Source organism: Winkia neuii subsp. neuii DSM 8576 (assembly GCF_000420405.1).
Taxonomy (GTDB): domain Bacteria; phylum Actinomycetota; class Actinomycetes; order Actinomycetales; family Actinomycetaceae; genus Winkia; species Winkia neuii.
The window spans coordinates 1-19893 of sequence record NZ_ATUW01000002.1 but is presented as its reverse complement, the minus strand read 5'-3'; the positions used below and the strand labels follow the sequence as shown (position 1 = coordinate 19893).

At 56.5% G+C, this 19893-nt stretch carries 16 protein-coding genes and 2 tRNA genes; 10 read left to right on the top strand and 8 right to left on the bottom strand.

The annotated features are described in order from the left end of the window. The first annotated feature begins 89 nt into the window (after positions 1-89). The 3 genes from G437_RS0101825 to G437_RS0101815 are packed head-to-tail and all read left to right on the top strand — an operon-like array spanning position 90 to position 2922. On the top strand, positions 90-1088 hold the full coding sequence (locus tag G437_RS0101825; RefSeq protein ID WP_024330895.1) for a hypothetical protein: 999 nt from the start codon (positions 90-92) through the stop codon (positions 1086-1088). Next, a complete protein-coding gene (locus tag G437_RS0101820) occupies positions 1088-2089 on the top strand; it encodes a DUF8094 domain-containing protein (protein ID WP_024330894.1) in 1002 nt (333 codons plus the stop codon). The genes G437_RS0101825 and G437_RS0101820 overlap by 1 nt, the downstream gene beginning before the upstream one ends. Next, positions 2089-2922 carry a tetratricopeptide repeat protein gene (locus G437_RS0101815; RefSeq protein WP_024330893.1) on the top strand — a complete coding sequence of 278 codons (834 nt, stop codon included), beginning with the start codon at positions 2089-2091 and terminating at the stop codon, positions 2920-2922. Before G437_RS0101820 ends, G437_RS0101815 begins: the two co-directional genes overlap by 1 nt. A 43-nt stretch (positions 2923-2965) precedes the next feature. Here G437_RS0101815 and glgB read toward each other — a convergent pair whose 3' ends face one another. The 6 genes from glgB to glgX all read right to left on the bottom strand — a co-directional run bounded on the left by glgB (position 2966) and on the right by glgX (position 13678). Continuing rightward, positions 2966-5149: a 1,4-alpha-glucan branching protein GlgB gene (gene glgB, locus G437_RS0101810; protein ID WP_024330892.1), complete on the bottom strand. Its 2184-nt coding sequence runs from the start codon at positions 5147-5149 to the stop codon at positions 2966-2968. 53 nt (positions 5150-5202) lie between these two features. Then, a complete protein-coding gene (locus tag G437_RS0101805; RefSeq protein WP_024330891.1) occupies positions 5203-6396 on the bottom strand; it encodes a phosphotransferase in 1194 nt (397 codons plus the stop codon). Then, complete coding sequence (gene treS / locus G437_RS0101800) at positions 6389-8086, bottom strand: maltose alpha-D-glucosyltransferase (RefSeq protein WP_024330890.1); 1698 nt, start codon at positions 8084-8086, stop codon at positions 6389-6391. The genes G437_RS0101805 and treS overlap by 8 nt, the downstream gene beginning before the upstream one ends. Beyond that, a complete protein-coding gene (locus G437_RS0101795; RefSeq protein WP_024330889.1) occupies positions 8083-10182 on the bottom strand; it encodes a maltotransferase domain-containing protein in 2100 nt (699 codons plus the stop codon). The genes treS and G437_RS0101795 overlap by 4 nt, the downstream gene beginning before the upstream one ends. Before the next feature lie 139 nt (positions 10183-10321). After that, positions 10322-11422, bottom strand: a complete 1101-nt coding sequence (gene trpS, locus G437_RS0101790) for a tryptophan--tRNA ligase (RefSeq protein WP_024330888.1) — start codon at positions 11420-11422, stop codon at positions 10322-10324. Between the two features lie 9 nt (positions 11423-11431). Beyond that, positions 11432-13678: a glycogen debranching protein GlgX gene (glgX, locus tag G437_RS0101785; RefSeq protein ID WP_024330887.1), complete on the bottom strand. Its 2247-nt coding sequence runs from the start codon at positions 13676-13678 to the stop codon at positions 11432-11434. A gap of 171 nt (positions 13679-13849) precedes the next feature. Between glgX and G437_RS0101780 the strand changes: the two genes are divergently transcribed. The 7 genes from G437_RS0101780 to G437_RS0101750 all read left to right on the top strand — a co-directional run bounded on the left by G437_RS0101780 (position 13850) and on the right by G437_RS0101750 (position 19287). Further along, entirely contained in the window at positions 13850-14635 is a 786-nt protein-coding gene (locus G437_RS0101780; RefSeq protein WP_024330886.1) for an electron transfer flavoprotein subunit beta/FixA family protein, read from the top strand. A gap of 4 nt (positions 14636-14639) precedes the next feature. Beyond that, entirely contained in the window at positions 14640-15617 is a 978-nt protein-coding gene (locus tag G437_RS0101775; protein WP_024330885.1) for an electron transfer flavoprotein subunit alpha/FixB family protein, read from the top strand. Continuing rightward, on the top strand, positions 15617-16759 hold the full coding sequence (locus G437_RS0101770) for a cysteine desulfurase family protein (protein ID WP_024330884.1): 1143 nt from the start codon (positions 15617-15619) through the stop codon (positions 16757-16759). Before G437_RS0101775 ends, G437_RS0101770 begins: the two co-directional genes overlap by 1 nt. Beyond that, positions 16756-17847, top strand: coding sequence for a tRNA 2-thiouridine(34) synthase MnmA (gene mnmA / locus G437_RS0101765; RefSeq protein WP_024330883.1), 1092 nt, complete (start codon positions 16756-16758; stop codon positions 17845-17847). Before G437_RS0101770 ends, mnmA begins: the two co-directional genes overlap by 4 nt. A gap of 70 nt (positions 17848-17917) precedes the next feature. Then, positions 17918-18002 (top strand) — tRNA-Leu (locus G437_RS0101760). A gap of 236 nt (positions 18003-18238) precedes the next feature. Beyond that, positions 18239-18826 carry a flavin reductase family protein gene (locus G437_RS0101755; RefSeq protein ID WP_024330882.1) on the top strand — a complete coding sequence of 196 codons (588 nt, stop codon included), beginning with the start codon at positions 18239-18241 and terminating at the stop codon, positions 18824-18826. Then, positions 18817-19287 (top strand): peroxiredoxin, encoded by a 471-nt coding sequence (locus G437_RS0101750; protein ID WP_024330881.1) that lies wholly within the window; start codon positions 18817-18819, stop codon positions 19285-19287. Before G437_RS0101755 ends, G437_RS0101750 begins: the two co-directional genes overlap by 10 nt. Here the strand turns inward: G437_RS0101750 and G437_RS11295 are convergent. Beyond that, positions 19284-19748: a MerR family transcriptional regulator gene (locus G437_RS11295; protein ID WP_060797940.1), complete on the bottom strand. Its 465-nt coding sequence runs from the start codon at positions 19746-19748 to the stop codon at positions 19284-19286. The genes G437_RS0101750 and G437_RS11295 overlap by 4 nt on opposite strands. A 52-nt stretch (positions 19749-19800) precedes the next feature. Continuing rightward, positions 19801-19873: transfer RNA gene (locus G437_RS0101745), tRNA-Lys, on the bottom strand. Positions 19874-19893: the final 20 nt, after the last annotated feature.

The window sequence follows — 19893 nt, the reverse complement described above, 5'->3', positions numbered from 1 at the left end:
TGGGGATAGTCGTACGTGTCGAGCAAAAGAACGTATTCTTAAACGTAACAATGTCAAATGTGCCGAACTGGTGCTGAAAGAGGGGAACCGTGCTAGCAATTCTTCGCCGGAACATTATCGCGCTCATTTTGGGCGTCATAGGTCTATGCTTACTCCTTGCCGGCATTGCCAGCGCCACTATATGGAAGCCCAGCCCTACAGTTACTGCCACCACCACGGTGCAGAGACTCGGTGTCACCCGCCCGGGCGTGCTAGAGCTAATCGCTAAAGACGTAGACATTAAAGTCAAGGGCAAGGGGAACGTAGCAATAATGGTAGGGCGAGCCCGCGACGTAAATGGGTGGGTAGGCCAGGCTAGCCACACTCAGATAAACGGGCTCAAGACCTTTACTAAGCTGGATACTAAAGAGGTGGCGGGCAAATCCGAAGAGCTGCCCGACCCCACCCAGTCCGACATGTGGCTGCAAAGCGATTCGGCCGCAGGTTCTGCCCATCTGAAGTGGCAAAACAAGGAGGGCTCATTCTCCGGGTTGATCTACTCTGCCGAAGGTCCGGCCACGGTGCAGTTGGCCTGGCACAGAACGGTTTCCACCCCGTGGCTTTGGCCATTAGTTATAGCAGGCATAGTCGTTCTTCTACTGGCGGCCCTGGCGGCGTGGGGCACCCATCGAGCCTATTTGAAGCGTTCCGGGCGTAGCAAAGGCGAACCCGAAACCGATACTGTCTCTATTAACGTCGGTTCCAGAAAGATTGAAGCTCCCGGCCGGAAGGCGTTGCGCCAGGCCCGCGAGCGCGGAGAATCCGAGATTGTGGTAGACGGGGTCTCGTTCCCTACCGGGTTGATCCCGGTGGTGAAAGAGGGGCCTGCGGCCGAGGAATCGGGCGAGGACAAAGACGAAGTAGCTGCTGGTGGGAGCAAGTCGGAAGCTAGAGCTGGTTCCTCGCCAGCTTTGGCATTGGACTCAGATTCTGACGCTAAAGCTCAAGCCGAGGGCGTGCCGGTGGTAGATCTGGCTAACCACTTTCCCGCCGGCTCCACAAAGGTGGACCTAACGAAACTCAAAGAAACTAAGAAGGAGCAAAAATAATGCGTAAGACGCTCCTGACAACAACGCTGGTGGGGATGTTGGTACTCTCTGCCAGTGCTTGCTCGCCCTCGAGTCCGCCGTCCGTTTCGGCTCCAAAGGAAGTAGATGCGCCCGCTCTAAATGCCACCCAGGTGCGAAACGTGGTGGCGAAGGTACAAGAAACGCTCGCCAAGGCAGACCAAAAGAAAGACAAGAAACTCTTGGCCCAAAGGGTGTATGGCACCGCATTGAATGTGCGCTCTGCCCAATACGATGCTTCTAAGAACGGGGCCCCACCCGCCCTAGATATGGCCCCCTCCGCGATTACAGTGTCTAAGTCGAAGGAATGGCCGCGGGCGGTTCTAGACCAGGCAATTAATGAAAAATCCGCCGCTATATTCTTACTGCGCCAAGAAGACGCCCGTGCCAATTACAAGCTCTATTCGTGGGTTAGGCTCTTCCCCGGCGTAACAGTACCCGAAACCATGGGAGCTAATAAGGGTAGTGTGCTATTGCCTACCGACACCAAGGACCTGGCTATTGCGCCGAAGGACTTGGCGGGGGAGTATTCCAAGGTGGTAGTAAACCCGAAGGACGGTGCTGCAAAGAAGTACGAAGCCGACCCGTACGCTGCGGCTGTGCGAAAAGATTTAGAAGAGCTACGTCATCAGATTGGCGAGAACGGGCAGGCAAACGTCTCTCTTTCCGCTGCTCCCGAGGTTGAGCCCATGGCAGTCTCGCTACCTAATGGGGGAGCGCTTGTAGCGCTTAGCTTAAAACAGCAGACCGATGTGAAAGTTACCAAGGCGCGTGGCAGCATAAAGTTTGAAGGACGCGTTGCGGACCTGTTGGGAGGGGAAGGCAAAGTGCCGGGAGCAGCTAACTGGACTACCTCTGTGATGGCTTTGTTCGTAGTTCCCCCCAAAGGCTCTAAGGACAAGATTCAAGCGATTGGCGCAGACTCCGCGATTGTTGCTGCAACTCGCGACGACGGAGCTGCCCCGCAGGCAGGAGACAGATAATGGCAGATCAGTACGGTGCAGTTCAGCTAGGTGAAAAAACCGGTGGAGACAAAACCGCTCCGGCAGTCGGCCCGGGTCTGATTGTTGAACTCACTGAGCAGAATCTACAAGAAAGCCTAAAACTATCGCAGCAAGTGCTGATTGTAGTTAGCTTCTGGGCTGACTGGTCCGACGCCTCCAAGCAGGTTACGGCCGACCTAGAGGACATCGCTCGGCAGATGTCTGGAGCATTCCAGCTTGCCAAGGCTTCTACTGATACGGCCCCCAGGGTGGCCGGGGCGTTCCAGGTGCAATCGGTGCCTGCGGTATTCGCATTGCTGGGCGGGCGGCCAATGCCGTTGTTCCAGGGAGCGCAACCAAAGGACAAGCTTACCGAGCTGATGAAGCAGCTAGTGCAGGCTGCCCGCCAGCAAGGTGTCACGGGCACGGTGAATGCCTCAGCCGCAGCAGAACCCAAACCAGTTTCCCCAGCACAGCAGGAAATTGACGCTGCCCTAGACGAGGGCGACCTGGAACGCGCAGAAAAGCTCCTTGCCAAGGAAGCTACTAATCACCCCGCAGATAAGGATCTGAAGACGCAGCTGGCTGGGGTGCAGTTGCAGCTACGTCTGAAGCAAGAAGAGGACGCCTCTGATTCTGATCCGCTAGTCTTGGCAGATCGGTTCGTGTCCCAGCGAAACGAGAAGGCTGCCTTCGACGTGCTACTTGCCGCCATGAAAGACCCGGATCAGCGTGAAAATGCGCGTGCACGGCTAGTGGAACTTTTTAAGGTGGCATCCGATACTAGCGCGGTGAGCGAGGCTCGCCGACAAATGTCTGCGATCTTGTTTTAAAGATTTTGCCCGCGCCAGGAAATACCTGCGCGGGCAAAATATTCTAAAGCTGGGTTGGGCGCAGCAATAGGGCTCCAAGTGGGGGGACGCGCAACTCGATGGAGTAGGGGCGGCCCATCCACGGTATAGGTTCGGCTACGACCTCGCCTAGATTGGTTACTCCGCTGCCGCCGTAAGCCTTAGAATCGGTGTTTATCACTTCTTCGTACCGGCCGGCGAAAGGAACCCCTACCCGGTATCCCTCGTGTGGATTTCCGGCAAAGTTGACTAGGCAAATAAGGAATTTCCAGCTCCCATCTTTGTCTTGGCCCTTGCGGATATACGAGATGGTGTTGAGGTCAGCATCGGCGGCCTCAATCCACTCAAAACCGGCGTGGGTATCGTTTGCCAGTGCTGCCTCACCTTTGTAGAGATCATTCAGATCGGCAATCAACTTGGCTATCCCGCCGTGCAAGGAATCGTCGCCGAGCCACCAATCAATGGAGGCATCGGCATCCCATTCGCGTTCTTGGCCAAATTCATCACCCATGAAAATTAGCTGCTTGCCAGGATGGGACCACTGGTAGGCGTAAAGTGCCCGCAGCCCTGCTGCCTTGCGCCAGTTGTCGCCAGGCATCTTGTTCCACAAAGAACCTTTGCCGTGGACAACTTCATCGTGGGAGAGCGGCAGCACGTAGTTCTCGGAAAATGCGTATACCAGCGAAAAGGTTAGCTCTCCGTGGTGGAAGCGCCGGTTGATGGGATCTTCGGCCAGGTAGCGCAAAGTGTCGTTCATCCACCCCATATTCCACTTGAGACCAAAACCGAGCCCGCCGGCATCGGTGGGGGCTGTCACCCCCGGCCAGGCAGTGGATTCCTCGGCAATCATCACGATTCCAGGATTGTTCTTGTAGGCGGTAGCGTTGGCCTCCTGTAGAAACGAGATCGCCTCCAAGTTCTCGCGACCGCCGTAGATATTTGGCCTCCAGGCGCCCTCCTGGCGCGAATAGTCCAAGTAGAGCATGGAAGCCACCGCGTCGACTCTGAGACCGTCAATATGGAACTCGCTAAGCCAGTACAAAGCGTTAGCGACCAGGAAATTGCGTACCTCGCGCCGGCCGTAGTTGAAGACTAGGGTACCCCAGTCTGGGTGCTCACCCCGCAGCGGATCGGGATCCTCGTACAACTTAGTGCCGTCGAAGTTTGCAAGAGCCCACTCATCTTTAGGGAAATGTGCAGGAACCCAGTCGAGTAGAACCCCGAGACCTGCCTGATGAAGTTTGTCTACTAGATACCGAAAGTCGTCGGGGGTGCCAAAGCGGGCGGTAGGGGCATAATAGGAGGTTTGCTGGTATCCCCAAGAACCCCCAAACGGATGCTCGGCAACCGGCATAAATTCGACGTGAGTAAAGCCCAGTTTGGTCACGTGCTCTACCAGATGATCGGCGAGCTCACGGTATTGCAGCCCCTGCATCCAAGATCCCAGGTGAACCTCGTACACCGACATCGGCGAAGAATGCGGGTCGTGACGGTAGCGGTATTCCATCCAATCCCCGTCGCCCCAAACATGGAACTGGTCAGTTACCACAGAAGCCGTAGCTGGGGGTACCTCAGTGGCTCTAGCCATGGGGTCCGCCTTCTGGAACCAGTCGCCTTGCGGGCCGCAGATTTCGAATTTGTAGCGGGCCCCCACCTCTACCCCCGGAATGAACAACTCCCAAATGCCCGAAGATCCCAGCGAACGCATAGCGGAACCGGACCCATCCCAAAAGTTGAAATCCCCAACTACGCGCACTGCCCGCGCATTCGGGGCCCAAACTGCGAAGGACACGCCCTGTACCTGCCCCAAATCGCCTTGGTAGGTACGCACGTGAGCCCCTAAGACCTCCCAGAGGCGCTCATGACGCCCCTCGCCAATGAGGTGAAGATCTAGATCGCCCAGAGTAGGCATAAACCTATACGGGTCGTCGACTGTCGAGGAATGGTCCCCGTAAGTAACCCGCAGTCGATAGTCTGGAATGTCCTCGCGCTCGAGGAACGCCACCCATACGCCGTCTTGTTCGTGGGTGGCTGGGAACGTGCCGTCTGCTGTTACCACCTCGACGGCATCGGCCAAATGGCGCACAGTCCTAATAGTTACGCCCCCTTCGCCCAGATGGGCCCCCAAGACCGCGTGCGGAGAATGGAAGCGGGCGTGGGCCACGTCCGAGAGGGTTTGCGGATCTACGAAGACAGGTTTTGCGTTCATGTGTTAAGCCTTACACGAGAGGGCGCGCAAAATGTACATTTTGGAGGGCGAAGTTACCTTAGAAGCAGGCGTTTTAATCCTTCCAAGGGAACATGCACCCAGGAAGGTCGGTGTTGCGCCTCATAGGCGACCTCATACAAGGCTTTGTCAATCTCGAGGGCGCGCAATACCTCACGCACAAGGGAATGGTTTGACCTGTATCCGTAAAGAAAGGCCTGCCGGTGCAGTTCAAGCCAGCCACTGGGGGCGCTTGCCATACTGGCGGCGTATGCAAATGAGCGCAACATGCCGGCAACATCGCGTTCGGGCATGTCGGGAAGGTTTCTCTGGCTCAGAGGGCGGAGCGGCTCGCCCTCGAAATCGATAATGGAAAAACCCTGCTGGTTATAGAGAGTTTGACCCAGATGAAAATCGCCGTGTACCCGCTGCACTTTAGCTACAAGTGGCGCAAACTCTGCGAGCAGCTCGTCTAAATTGGCAAGCTCTGGTAGGGCGCGTGCCGCGCTGGCGTAGGAAGAACGTAGCCGAGCAGGCAGGTCGATTTGCTGCGTGGCCTCCCCGAAAGCTTCCGCCAGCAGTTGATGCATCTGACCGGTGGAAGCGCCCAAGGCACAAGCTGCCTCGGACAAATCCGCCCCCACCCGGGCAGCCTCTGTAAACATCTGGAAACCGTCTTTGGCATCCGGCACCAGAGCGGTCGCGACCGAGCTCGTGTAGACCTCGCCACGGCGAACCACCTGCGAAAGAGCACGCACGTGCGGCACCCCCACAAAGCCCGCCTTGGACAACGCCAGGGGGAGGGCGACCTCAGGTTGACTACCGGGGGAGAGCACTCGGAAAAACTTCACCACTGCCGGCCACCTTCGCGCGGGAATCAGCACCGAGGTATTGGACTGTTCCCCGCCGAGGGCGCTAGCCCTCTGAATACCGTCTAACCAATCGGTGTAAAGCTGGTCGGCAAGGGTCGGATCAGTAGGGCTAAGCCCACCTGCCTTTGCCATGCGCGCTAGCCAGCCTCGCAAAAATATGGGCGAAGCACAGCCGTCGGATACTCCGTGGCCCGCAAAGGTGGCTTCGGCTCCCTCAACGAGTGGAACTTGTAGGGTAACCCCGCCATAATCTAGCGCAACCAGCCACCACCCAGGCCCTTCGGAAAGAACATGTGGCTGTGGTTCCAGGCCCTTCAGGCGGCCCGGAAACCAGCGCTTGGCGGAAGCCCAGTCAGCTAAAGATACCGGTTCAGTCATTTCCCTGCTCCTGTTTTAGCCGCAGCCAGTAGAAAGTGTGCCTGCCCAAAGTTAACGTGAGTTCGTCGTTGGTATCGACCTTAGGGAAGGGATTGCCAGCATACATGTCTACCGTGGACCACCCGGCCATGCCGGGCAGCCACAGATTTACCGCTCGAGGGGCAGAAGCAAGGTTGTACACGCACAAAATAGTGTCAGCTTCGTCGCGCCTGGTGAAGGCCAATACGGCCTCGTCAGAGGTGTGGACCAAAGTCATCTGGCCCAACCCAAACGCAGGGTATGCCTTGCGGATGGCAAGAGTGCGCCGCAGCCAATTTAGGAGCGAAGTGGGCCTGCCCCAGGCCTCCTCGACGTTGACGGCCCGATAATCCCAGGCAGGAGTGTCAATCAAAGGCAACCTGAAAGTTTTGGGGTCAGCTTCAGAAAAACCCGCCCCTTCGGAAGCATCCCACTGCATGGGGGTGCGTACCCCGTCGCGGTCCTGCAACCAGATATTGTCGCCCATCGCAATCTCGTCGCCGTAGTACAGGAAAGGCGATCCAGGTAGCGCCAAGAGTAAAGCGTGGGCTAATTCAATTCGCCTTCGGGAAGACCCCAGCAAAGAGGCGAGCCTGCGTCGAATGCCTACATTCGCCCTCATACGGTCCTGCGGAGCATACCAACCGTACATTGCCTGGCGTTCTTGGTCAGTGACCATCTCGAGCGTTAATTCGTCGTGGTTGCGCAGGAACGTACCCCACTGCCCCCCGGAGGGAAGCGGAGGCAGCTGGGCCAAAATTTGCTCTACCCCTTTGGACGTCTCTTGCTGCATAGCTGCAAAGAGGCGCGGCATGATGGGGAAGTGAAAACAAATGTGACATTCCGGGTTGGAATCGGTGCCGAAATAGTCCACCACCTGCTCGGGCGGCTGGTTTGCTTCGGCAATCATAATTACGCCCGGAAATTCTTCGTCGATCATCTGGCGGAGGTCGGCAATAAACTCGTGCGTTTCGGGTAGGTTCTCACAATTTGTGCCGTCCTCTTCGTACAGGTAGGGGATGGCGTCTAGACGAATCCCATCTACTCCCATTGCACACCAGTACCGAACAACCTCGCGCATCGATTCGCGGACGTGGGGATTCTCGAAATTCAAGTCGGGCTGATGGGAAAAGAAGCGGTGCCAGTAGTATTGCCCGCGTACTTCGTCATAAGTCCAATTCGAATGCTCCGTGTCTACAAAGATGATGCGAGCATCCAAATACTCGTCAGGCTCGTCCCGCCACACGTAGTAGTCCCCATAGAAGCCCTGGGGGTCGCTTCTAGAGGCTTCAAACCACGGGTGCTTAGAGGAGGTATGATTCATGACCATATCGATCACAATGCGAATTCCGAGGGCGTGGGCATCTTCGAGCAGTGCCTCAAAGTCTTCGAGGGTACCGTATTTGGGGTCGATACCCGTGTAGTCGGAAATGTCGTAGCCGCCGTCGAGCCCCGGAGAGGGATAGAACGGGGGAATCCACAAACAATCGATCCCTAGCCACGAAAGATAACCGAGCCTAGAGCGCAGACCCTGAAAATCACCGATCCCGTCGGCGTTGGAGTCGGCATAAGAACCTAGCAACACCTCGTAAAAAACGGCGTTGCGGTGCCAATTAGTGTCCTCGGCGAGCGGGCGTACAGGTTCTGGATCTAACGGTTCGGGAAGATTCACAGTGCCTCCACGCTGAAGATATGAGCGACTTTGCCTTCAGGCCACAGATCGACGAAGTTTCTGCTACCCCACTCGTAGGTACGTCCGTCCAACTCGTCGCGGACGCGCATCACCGGACGGTCGCCCTCGGCAGGTGGCAGCGCTAATCCCAAAGCAGGTACATTCACGTCTACCATGCCCTGGGTCGAATTATGTGGATCTAGGTTAACCACCACCAAGACTGTGTCGGCCTCGCCCGTTGGCGACTCTTCGGCGCCAACGTGCTTAGAAAACGCGAGCAGATTCGGGCTCGAAGTGGTGTGGAACTTGATATTGCGCAGCCGTGTCAACGCCGGATGTGCCCTGCGGATTCTATTGAGCTGGCGCAGCAGCGGCGCAATTCCAAGTGCCTCTGCACCCTCAAAATCGCGGTTCTTGTACTCGTACTTTTCGTTGTCGTTATTTTCTTCGTATCCCGGTCGCGGCACGTTTTCAAGACATTCGTAGCCCGAATATATGCCATAGGAGGGCGAACCGGTCGCAGCCAGTACCGCCCGGATGGCGTAAATCGCGGCACCGCCCGTCCACATCTGCGGGGTCAAAATATCGTGAGTGGTAGGCCAAAATGTGGGGCGCAAAATGTGGGCGGTCTCGTTTGCCAGTTCCTCAAAATAAGATTGCAATTCCTCTTTCGTGGTTCGCCAAGCAAAGTAGGTGTAGGACTGGTGGAAACCGATGCCGCCCAGAGTGCGCATCATAGCTGGACGGGTGAAAGCTTCCGCCAAGAAAATTACCTCGGGGTGCTCGGCGTGCATCTGCGCTAAAAACCTCTGCCAAAATGCCAACGGTTTTGTGTGGGGATTGTCGACCCTAAAGATACTGACCCCGTGCTCTATCCACTTCTCGGCTACCTCGTAGACGGCCTGGTATATGCCCTGCGGATCATTGTCAAAGTTCAGTGGGTATATGTCCTGATACTTTTTGGGCGGATTCTCGGCATAGGCAATAGACCCGTCAGCCCGGGTAGAAAACCATTCGGGGTGCTCGCGCACCCAGGGGTGGTCAGGGCTGGCCTGCAGAGCGAAATCCATCGCTACTTCGAGGCCGACTTCCTTCGCCCTCTTCACGAAATAGTCAAAATCTTCCATGGTGCCCAGATCCGGATGAATGGAGCCATGACCGCCCTGGTCACTGCCGATGGCATAGGGCGATCCCGGATCGGACGGCAGGGCAGTTAGAGAATTGTTTTTGCCCTTGCGGAACGCAGTGCCAATGGGATGAATTGGAGTTATGTAAATAACGTCAAAGCCTAGATCGGCCACCCTATCCAGAATCTTCGCAGCCGAGCGTAGCGTGCCTGAATGCCACTGCTCGCCGTCAAAGCTTGCTCCAATGGAGCGGGGAAAAATCTCGTACCAGGCTCCGACGAGGGCGCGCTCGCGGTCGACCTGCAGCGGGTAGGACCTGGATCTGCCCGCCAGATCGCGCAGCGGATATTTGCGCATTATGTGGCGAATTCGCGAATGCAACCCGGCTGACAAGCGAGTTTGGGCAGGAGCTGATGTGTCGCGAAGTGCCTCTATTGCCTCTGCTACAGATTTGGCGTTCGCCTCATTTAGCGGTTTCTGAGTGGGATTGCCAAATGCCTTGCCCGCTATGGCCCGCTCTAGCAGGCGGGCTCCCTCTTCGAGCATCAGATCGGTGTCGATTCCCGCCGCCACTTTTATAGAAGCGTCGTGCGACCAGGTGGCGTACGGGTCAGCCCAGGTTTCGATGTGAAAAGTCCAGTCGCCAACAGCGTCTGGGCGCAGCCAGGCTTCGTATCGGTCGAGCCCGGGAGCAATGTCTACCATCCGCACGCGCATGGCCTCGGCCCCGCCCGGGCGAAGCAATACTGCCTCGGCCGCATATTGGTCGTGTCCCTCGCGGAATACGGTTGCACGCACGGGGAAAGACTCGCCCTCAACCGCCTTGGCAGGCCAAAGCCCGTCTTCTAAGGAGGGGAAAATCTCGGTGACCGGAATTCGGGCTATTTGACCGCCTTTGGGATTTTTTAACTTTTTCTTAGTTACCTGAGGACGGGGGGCAGAAGAATCTGGAATTAGTCGCTCAGACATGGTCTCGCCTTTCAAAATAGCTCGTCTACATAGTCTATTGAAAAGCGAGCATCTTTGCGGGATCTAGCGCAGGTTCTACTGCCCCAAGCCAAAACGCAAAAGCTGACAGAAAAGCAGTGCCGACCTTGGGCTGGCAGGCCTAATAGTCCATCTGCATTGCCTTGCGCACCTCGGCCAAGGTGGCATTGGCGACCTCGTTTGCCCGCTCGTTGCCGCGGCGCAATATTTCGAGTAGGTAGGCCGGGTCCTTTTCGAGTTCTGCTCGTTTCGCACGCAGGGGGGCCAGGAATTCGTTGAGCGACTCGGTGACGACTTTCTTTAGTGTGCCCCCACCTCCGTCTCCGATCTGGTTGGCAAGCTCTTGCGGGCTTTGCCCACTGGCAAGTGAGGCTAAAAGCAGCAAATTGGCCACCTCTGGACGATTTTGCGGATCGTAGGTTATATGCCTATCTGCATCCGTTTTTGCCTTCTTGATGCGTTTTGCGGTTTCGTCAGCACTCATGCGCAGCTCAATGGTGTTGCCACGCGACTTGGACATCTTGGTCCCGTCGAGACCGAGCAGGAGGGGAACGTCGGAAAGCAAAGCATCTGGACGGGGGAAGACGGGATGCTCTTTAGTTGCCCTGCCATAGCGTTTGTCGAAGCGGTTGGCAATCTGCCGGGTCTGTTCCAGGTGGGGAAGCTGGTCCTTCCCAACCGGCACAACGTTCGCCTTGCAGAACAGAATATCGGCGGCCTGGTGTACCGGATAAGTGAGCATCAACCCCGACATGGCGCGCCCGTTAGTGGCTTCAAGTTCAGCTTTTACAGTGGGGTTGCGATGCAGTTCAGATTCGGTCACAAGCGACAAGAAGGGCAGAAGTAGCTGGTTTAGAGCAGGAACCTGCGAGTGGTTGAAAATTACCGACTTTTCGGGATCGATGCCCGCAGCAATGTAGTCGGTAAGCAAAGACATAACCCGTTCCTTCAACGGTCCCACTCCGTCGCGGTCAGTGATTACCTGGTAGTCGGCGATCAGCACCCAGGTCTCGACACCGCGGTTTTGCAATTTCACGCGGTTTTGCAAGGTGCCGAAGTAGTGTCCCAAGTGCAAGTGCCCGGTGGGGCGGTCACCGGTCAAAACGCGAAAACGCGAGGGGTCTTCGTCGATGGCTTTATCTATTTGTGCCGAACGCTTTAGCGAATGCGCTAGCGAGGCCTCGTCAGTAGAAGTTTCGAGTAGGTCTTCTGCGTTTGTCATGGCTCCACTTTAGCGCGAAATATATATCTGCATTGAAAGGCTTGCAAGTACTGTCTTCGCAGAGGGCGACTCGACCTCGGGAACCTCGTTGTCTAGGTCTACCAGCGAACGTGGCTTGGAAACCGTAGAATCCCACATCAGGCGCCAGAAGCTGCCTCTGCCGTTAGGTAGCGTGAAGGTTATGTCCTGGTCTAAACCGTTGAAACACACCAACACGTCGTTGCTGTTGTAGGGGCGCCCAGAGCGCAGCATTTGAAAGGCCCTGCCAGCAGGGTCATGCCAGGTGTGTTCTGTCATTGCCAGGGCCTGGTGGTCGTACCAGGCCAGATCGGCGATGGGGTCGCCTTCTAAATTACTGCCCGTGAGGAAACTTGCGGGGCGCATAGCAGGGTACCTTTTGCGCAAAGAAATGAGGTGGGTTACTGTCTCTTGGAGTTCTTGCTGCCAAGAGGCTAAATCCCAGTTCAGCCACGATATTTCGTTGTCTTGACAGTAGGCGTTGTTGTTTCCTTTTTGGGTCCTGCCAAACTCGTCTCCGGCGACCAACATGGGAGTCCCTGCCGAAACGAAAAGAGTGCCCAGCAAGTTGCGCATTGTTTTGAGGCGATCTTCCATTAAAGCGATGACTTGGGAGCCGCCATTTGAACTGGCGCGAATATCTGCTGTAGGTAGTGAGATGGGGGCTTCCAACCCGTGATTCCACGACAAATTATTCTCGGTACCGTCGCGATTTTCTTCGAGGTTTGCCTCGTTGTGCTTTTGGTTGAAAGAAACTAAATCCGCCAGAGTGAAGCCGTCGTGGGCACAAATGAAGTTGACCGAAGCGCGCGTACCTAGATTCTGGGCTGGGTTGTCGCGATAGTAGAGGTCGGCAGAACCGGACAGGCGGGTTGCTAGGTCGTGAGGTGCGCTACCGCGGGAGGTTCGTGACGCCTGGGCCCCGGCATCGGCAACCCAGAATGTGCGCACGCAGTCGCGAAAACGGTCGTTCCAGGTGGAGAAGGGACGCAAAAAGTTTCCCGTTTGCCACCCGCCGTAACCGACGTCCCACGGTTCGGCAATCATCTTGATTCCTGCCAAGACTGGGTCGGTAGCAAGCGCCGCCAAAATTGGATGCGTAGGGCTAAAATGGGGGCCAAAACGGCCGATTGTCACCGCCAGGTCAAAACGAAAACCATCCACCCCCATCTGACTCACCCAGTAGCGCAGAGAATCTAAAATCAGTTGTTGAACGCGGCTGGAGGAAGCATCTAACGAATTTCCGCATCCTGTGACGTCCGAGAACTTGTCCCCATGCTCGAAAAGGTAGTACTCGGCCTCGTCAAGGCCGCGCAGCGAAAGGGACTGGCCCCCCAGGCCTCCTTCGCAAGTGTGGTTGTAGACCACATCCAAAATGACCTCTATACCCGCCTCGTGAAGTATCGAGATCATGCCCCGTACTTCGTCAACAACTGCACCTGGGCCTGCTTCTCGCGAAGCCGCGGTCGCTAGAGAGGGCTCAGGGGCGAAATAGGACAGGGGAGAATATCCCCAATAGTTCGTCAAGCCACGCTCGGCTAAGAATGGTTCGTCGAATTTTGCATTGATCGGTAGCAGCTCCAAGGCCGTAATCCCGAGTTTTTTTAAGTAACCGATAGTGGCTGGGTGGGCGAGGCCCGCGTAGGTGCCGCGCAGATGTGCCGGTACACCGGGAAGATTTTCAGTGAGCCCGCGCACGTGCGCTTCGTAGATTACGGTATCTTCCCACTTGGTGGCTGGACGTGCAGCCACTTCAAATGACGGACCGGTGATGACGCCGCGCACTGTGTAGGGGGCAGAATTTTCTGGGTTCGGGCGCAGCGGTTGGAGGGGGTAAAGTTCCGCATCGGTTTGGTGGGCATGAACCGCAGAATTCAGCTCAATTTTCCCGGTAATGGCTTTGGCATACGGATCGAGCAAAAGTTTGTTTGGGTTGTACACCATGGCCTTTTCGGGTTCCCAGGGCCCCCAGGCGCGAAATCCGTAGGCGGTGCCCGGGCCGATGCCCGCAACGTGGCCTGAAAATACTCCCTCGTGGGGGCCGTGCAAACGCAGCCTGGTTTCAGCCGCATTTGGATCGTAGGAGGCGAAAGTACAAAATTCCACAGCGCTGGCATGGGGAGCAACGACGGCAATGTCAACGCCGTTTGACACCGGGGTTACCCCGAGGGCGGGCGGATTGCTAACGGCGGGAAGGGCCAGGGGGGAAGTCGGCGCGGCTGTAGTGTTGCTACTCATTACTGCATGTTCTCATATAAGCGGGGCGTGCAAAGTCAATAAGGAGGGCTTGATTTGCCACAGTTTGGGTTCTTCTAGTCTGCTAAGAGGCGAACTGGAAGGTTATTTCGTTATCGGCTAATTGCTTAAGTCATATCGTCATTGGGGCTTGGTTTGTGGCACGCTGGAGGCATGAAGATTGTCGTATGCGTAAAACATGTGCCTGACGTGGAATCAGACCGCAGGCTAGAAAACGGCGTTTTGGTTCGGGGCGAGGATGACGTACTAAACGAACTGGACGAAAACGCCATCGAGGCGGGCGTGTCGGCCGTCGAGAAGTTTGGGGGCGAGGTAATAGCACTGACCATGGGCCCTGCCGACGCCGAGGACGCGATTGTGCGGGCGCTCACTCTTGGGGCCGATTCTGGTATTCGCATTACTGACGAGGCGCTGGCAGGTTCGGATGCGCTGGCAACCGCCGAGGTGCTTGCCAGTGCTATTGAAAAGATTGGCGGCGTGGATTTGGTGCTTACTGGTATGGCTTCGCTCGACGGGATGACCTCTATGCTGCCGGGCGCGCTGGCCACCCAGCTGAAGCTGCCGTCGCTGACTTTGGCACAGGAGATCGAAATAGGTGATTCCAGCGTGCGTATCCGCAAGGTGGCCGACGGCTTTGTGGACGTGCTGGAGGCTGCTCTGCCCGCGGTAGTTTCAGTTACTGACCAGGTAAATGAACCGCGTTTCCCCAACTTTGCAGACATGGCTGCAGCTCGTAAGAAGCCGGTAGAGGTTTGGCAGCTTGCAGACTTGGGGCTTGAAGGCGACGATCGGACCGGCATAGCTGGGGCAGGTACGAACGTTTTGCGTGCGCGCCAGGCTCCCGCCAAGGCTGCGGGGCAGATTGTTACAGATGCGGGCGAGGGCGGGCACCAGTTGGCCAAGTTCCTCATTGAGGCCGGTTTCGGCGGGCAGGAGTAGTAAGTTGAAGAAGTTTGAAGATCCAATCCTTGTAGTTGTCGACCATGTGGGCGACTTAGAAAATGGGTACGTGCTCACTCCGCCTTCGGAGCAGTTGCTTACCGCGGCTCGCAAGCTGACTGACGGGCAGATATACGCGGTTGCTCTGAATCCTTCCCCGCAACTCGATAGGCTTGCAGCTTACGGCGCAGACTATGTCTTTGTTCCGGATTTGGGTGGGCGTAGCCCCCGAGTTGCTGGGGTTGTTGCCGATGCTGCGACGGCCTGCATAAACGAGCTTCCCGAGGCCGCAGCGCTACTTACTGTGTCAAACTATCGCGGCCGCGAAGTTGCGTCTCACCTAGCTACTTTGATGGATGCAGGTTCAGCTGTCGATGTAACCCGCCTCAGCGTTCGCGAAGGGAAATTGGTAGCTGGCAAGTCTGTGCTGGCGGGCGCTTGGGAAACTATCTTTGCGGTGCGCCGCGGTACTCCGGTGATCGCGCTGCGCCCGTCGGCATTCGAAGCTGAGCCTGTGGAGGTGCCCGCGGAGGCTAAGCGCATCGACGTGGAAGTGAACTTCCGCGAGGCTTCTACGGCAGTGCGGGTCGTGTCTTCGGACGCGCGCGAGGGCGAAGGTCCCTCGCTGACCGAGGCTTCAGTCGTGGTCTGTGGCGGGCGCGGGACGAACGGCGATTTTTCCTTGGTGAACCAACTTGCGGATGCTCTGGGCGGGGCGGTTGGGGCCACTCGCGTAGCAGCTGACGAAGGTTGGGTAGACCGAGCCATTCAGATTGGACAGACAGGCGAGACTATCGCTCCGTCCTTGTACATCGGGCTCGGAGTGTCGGGGGCGGTGCATCACACCTGTGGGATCCAAGGGGCGGGAACTGTGGTTGCAGTTTGTGACGACCCGGATGCGCCGATTTTTGAAATGTGTGATTTTGGGGTAGTGGGTGACATGAACCAGATTGTTCCCCAGGCTCTGGAAGATCTGCGCTGATGCACGAAGTCTATTTGGACTACGCGGCAACGGCACCGCTGCGGCCAGGTGTGCACGAGGTGCTGGTGCAGGCTTACGCGAGGCCGCTAATTGCGAACCCCAATGCCTTGCATGTGGCGGGTAGAGCAGCCAAGGAATTGCTGGAGGATGCCCGCGAACGGATCGGGAAGTACTTAGGGGCTGAGCCGGCGGAGGTGATTTTCACCGGCGGGGGAACTGAGGCTGATGCCTTGGCGATACGCGGCTTGGCAGGCAAAGGCCCGATTGCAATTAGTTCGGTAGAGCACGAGGCGGTTGCTAAGAACGCCGCGGATGTCGCTAACAAGCTCGGTTGTGACTTGGTTATTTTGCCGGTGAAGTCTGACGGGGTAGTGGACGTGGCAAGAGCGGAAACCCTGTTGACCAATGCCATGCCCACTCTTGTTTCGGTGATGGCGGTAAATAACGAGAATGGTGCGATTCAGCCTCTAGCAGATTTGGCGCAGGTGCTAGAGTCGTTGCCGGAAAAACCGCTCTTCCATGCCGATGCTATCCAGGCCGCCGGGAGGTTGCCGCTCGACTTTGCTGCTAGCGGGTTAGACGCGATGTCCGTAGCTTCGCACAAGCTCGGGGGGCCGGCCGGCATTGGAGCACTCCTTTTGCGCAAGGGCCTTCCCCTCGACACGGATCGCAAGGGGGGCGGTCAAGAACGCGATATCCGTTCTGGGACACAAAATGTGGTAGGGGCAATGGGGTTCGCGAAGGCGCTTGAGGAAACTGTTGCGTGCCGTACTGAAGAAGAGCGGCGGAACACAGCATTTCGCGAGCAGATCCTGCGCTCTGCTGCCCAAATTCCAGGGGTTGAAGTTACTGCGGAGGGCGTGAGTGAAATCATCAATTTCACTTGTGAGGGATGCACCTCAGAGGGGTTGCTCTTCGGATTTGACCAGAGCAAAATATGCGTCAGTGCTGGTTCAGCCTGCAAAGCTGGAGTGGCCAGGCCATCTTCCGTATTGCAGGCGATGGGCCGCAGTGAGGTCGAGGCGAGCTCGTCGCTCAGGGTTTCACTGGGGTGGAACACTTCTGAGGCGGATGTGGCTGCATTTATTGCTGCCTTTCCTAAGGCAGTGCAAGTAGCGCGAAGGTTGGAAGGACGTAAATGAAGGTACTTGCTGCACTTTCTGGTGGGGTCGATTCGGCGGTTGCCTGTGCGCGTGCCGTGGAGGCAGGCCACGAGGTAACTGCTGTGCACATGGCTCTTTCTGCGTCTTCCCAAGCCACGCGCTGCGGCTCTCGCGGCTGTTGCACTATTGAGGATGCCGACGATGCGCGTCGTGCGGCCGCAAAATTGTCCATTCCTTTCTATATTTGGGATTTGGCCGAGGACTTCGAAGAAACGGTAGTGAGCGATTTTGTTTCCGAATACCGGGCCGGACGTACGCCGAACCCGTGTGTGCGCTGCAACGAGTTTGTGAAGTTCCGTGAACTGCTAGAGCGCGGTATTGCCCTCGGCTTCGACGCTGTGTGTACCGGCCACTATGCTCGTCTGGTGCAAGGGGCCCAAGGCCCTGAACTGCATAGGGCCAAGTGCGAGGAAAAGGATCAGTCCTACGTGCTAGCTGTTATGGGCCGGGAGGCACTCGACCACGTTATGTTCCCGCTGGGTGACGTGCCGTCGAAGGCGCTAGTGCGCGCCGAGGCTTCCGAGCGGGGGCTGATTATGGCTAACAAACCTGACTCATACGATATTTGTTTCATCCCAGATGGAAACACTAGAAATTTTTTGGCTTCTAAGCTAGGTGAAAAGGAAGGGCAAATAGTAGATTCCGAGGGCAAAGTACTGGGCAGTCACCGAGGCTACTACGGTTACACGGTGGGTCAGCGCAAGGGATTGGGCCTCACCGTTCCTGCTGAGGACGGCCGCCCTCGCTACGTGTTAGAAACTCGCCCCAAGTCAAACCAGGTTGTGGTGGGCCCAGCGGAATTGCTGTCGGTAGATCAGATCGAATGTACCGATGTTGTATCCATGGCAGAGCAGGTATACGGGCCCGGAGCAAAGATCCAGTTCCGCGCCCACGGGCTTCAGGTTCCAGCAACAATTTCTCGTTGTGAGGGCGGATTTGTGGCAGAGCTCGAAGAGGCTGTGCGGGCTGTAGCACCGGGGCAGTCGCTAGTTGTTTACCGGGGCAGTCAGGTAGTAGCCGAAGCCACAATTGTGAAGGCTCGCAGGCAGCAGAGGAATGTTGCCTAAGAATGTGGCGATAACCATTGCCTGTATTTTGGTTCCAGGGCCATAGCGCTGGTATGGTTATCTAGGTCTTGCGCGCGTGGCGGAATTGGCAGACGCGCTGGATTTAGGTTCCAGTGTCTTACGACGTGGGGGTTCAAGTCCCCCCGCGCGCACCAAAAATAACGCTCTGACCAGCAATAATACAAAAATGGTTAACAGCGTGACACAGTGCGTGACACAAAAGTCCTCCATAGCGCGCTTCTAGCCCGCACTTCAGAGGCCGTATATCTGGTAAGGCGATTCGTTAGTTCTTGACTGAAGAGTGTTTCTATCTCTTTCGTAAATCCTTGAGTTTGTCTTCGGGCCGTTTTGCGCCCTGGAAGGTAAACTTGGCCTCGGTAGGAAGGTAGATGTGTATAGAACTTTTGAGGCAAGTCAGTGTACGGCGAAAGACTTCTACAGGTTGTCTATGTCGCTAGTTGTCCCTCGTCCAATAGCCTGGATATCGACGTACAACCAGGCCGAGGGGGTAAATTTAGCTCCTTACGCGCTCTTTTCGGTGGCCTCTACAGAGCCGCTAATCGTGCAGTTTAGTTCGCGTAGGCCGAAGGACACCTACCACAATGCTCTGCGCGAGGGCGCTTTTGCCGTCAACTTTGCTAGTACAGACCAAAAAGAGCTGGTATCGCAAAGTTCTAAGGAACTTCCCCCCGACGTTTCAGAGGCACTTCAGCTAGGACTCAGCTGGCAGCCGGGGCAGGCGGTGAATGCGCCAATTTTGGAGGGAGTCCGAGCGAGTATGGAATGTACGGTGCATGGCACCTACCAGGTTGGGGGAGCAGTGCTGACTTTTGGGACTGTTCAAGCTATACACATAGCTGAAGAAATACTTGCTCGTGACGGTCTAGTAGACCCCGCTAAACTTGCTCCGTTAGCAAAGCTCGGCGGCCCCTGGTGGGGAGCCACCGTCGCTTTTCAGAAAGGAAAACCATGCGACTAGAAGTAGGCCAACTGGCCCCCGATTTCACATTAGAGTGCGCTGGTGGGGAAACGTTCCAACTGAAAACTGAACTCGAAAACTCCGAAAATGGGGTGATCGTGTATTTCTACCCGCGAGCTAACACCCCAGGCTGCACCACGGAAGCTTGCGATTTTCGCGACTCTCTCGCCTCCCTGCAAGGCGCTGGATACGAAGTTGTAGGCGTAAGCCCAGACAAAATCTCCGCCCTCGACAAATTTGCCGAAAAACAATCACTTTCTTTCCCGCTAGCCTCCGACCCAGACAAAGAAGTAATGAAGAAGTTTGGAGCTTTTGGAGAAAAGAAAAATTACGGCAAAGTGGTCCGCGGAGTCATTCGCTCAACCGTGGTGGTAGGCAAGGATCAGAAGGTGAAAGTGGCGATGTACAACGTGCGCGCAAAAGGGCACGTGGGCCGTTTGCGCAAGGAACTGGGGCTCTAGGCTTGTACCTGGGGCTCCCCTTTTGAAAGGGCCGCTCTGGCGCGAGCTAAGACGCCCTCTGCTTGACCATTAAAGATGGCTTTGCAAGGTGCCTCATCGCCACTAACCCACCACTGTGCCGCCTCGATAGGTCCCATCTTTTCGCGCAGAACTGCCTGCACTTTGGCGACATTTTTGTCCAGGGCGCGGTCGGGGCGCATCTGCCAAGTCGGGTAGTACCAGGTGCGTCCTAGCTGGATTGCAACTATTCTGTGCTCCTTGGCACCCTTGTGTATGCCCTGCCTAGAGATGCCGAGCCAATTCACAAGTTCCGGGGTGGGGCAACATGGTCCGGCTATTTCTACAAGAGGGGCAGGGGCATTGGCGAGGGCGAGCAGCAAGCGCAGTGCTTCGGCGGCACATTTGCCCGAAAGAGGGCTTTTCTGCACGAGCTCAGAGAGTTGTTTTTCTAGTGAAGCCACAAAATCAATCCAGTGTAGATAAAAAAATATCCCGGCCCTAGGCCGGGAAAAGTGCGCCATGAGGGAATCGAACCCCCAACCCGCTGATTAAGAGTCAGCTGCTCTGCCAATTGAGCTAATGGCGCGAGGAGGACCTTTGGTCGTG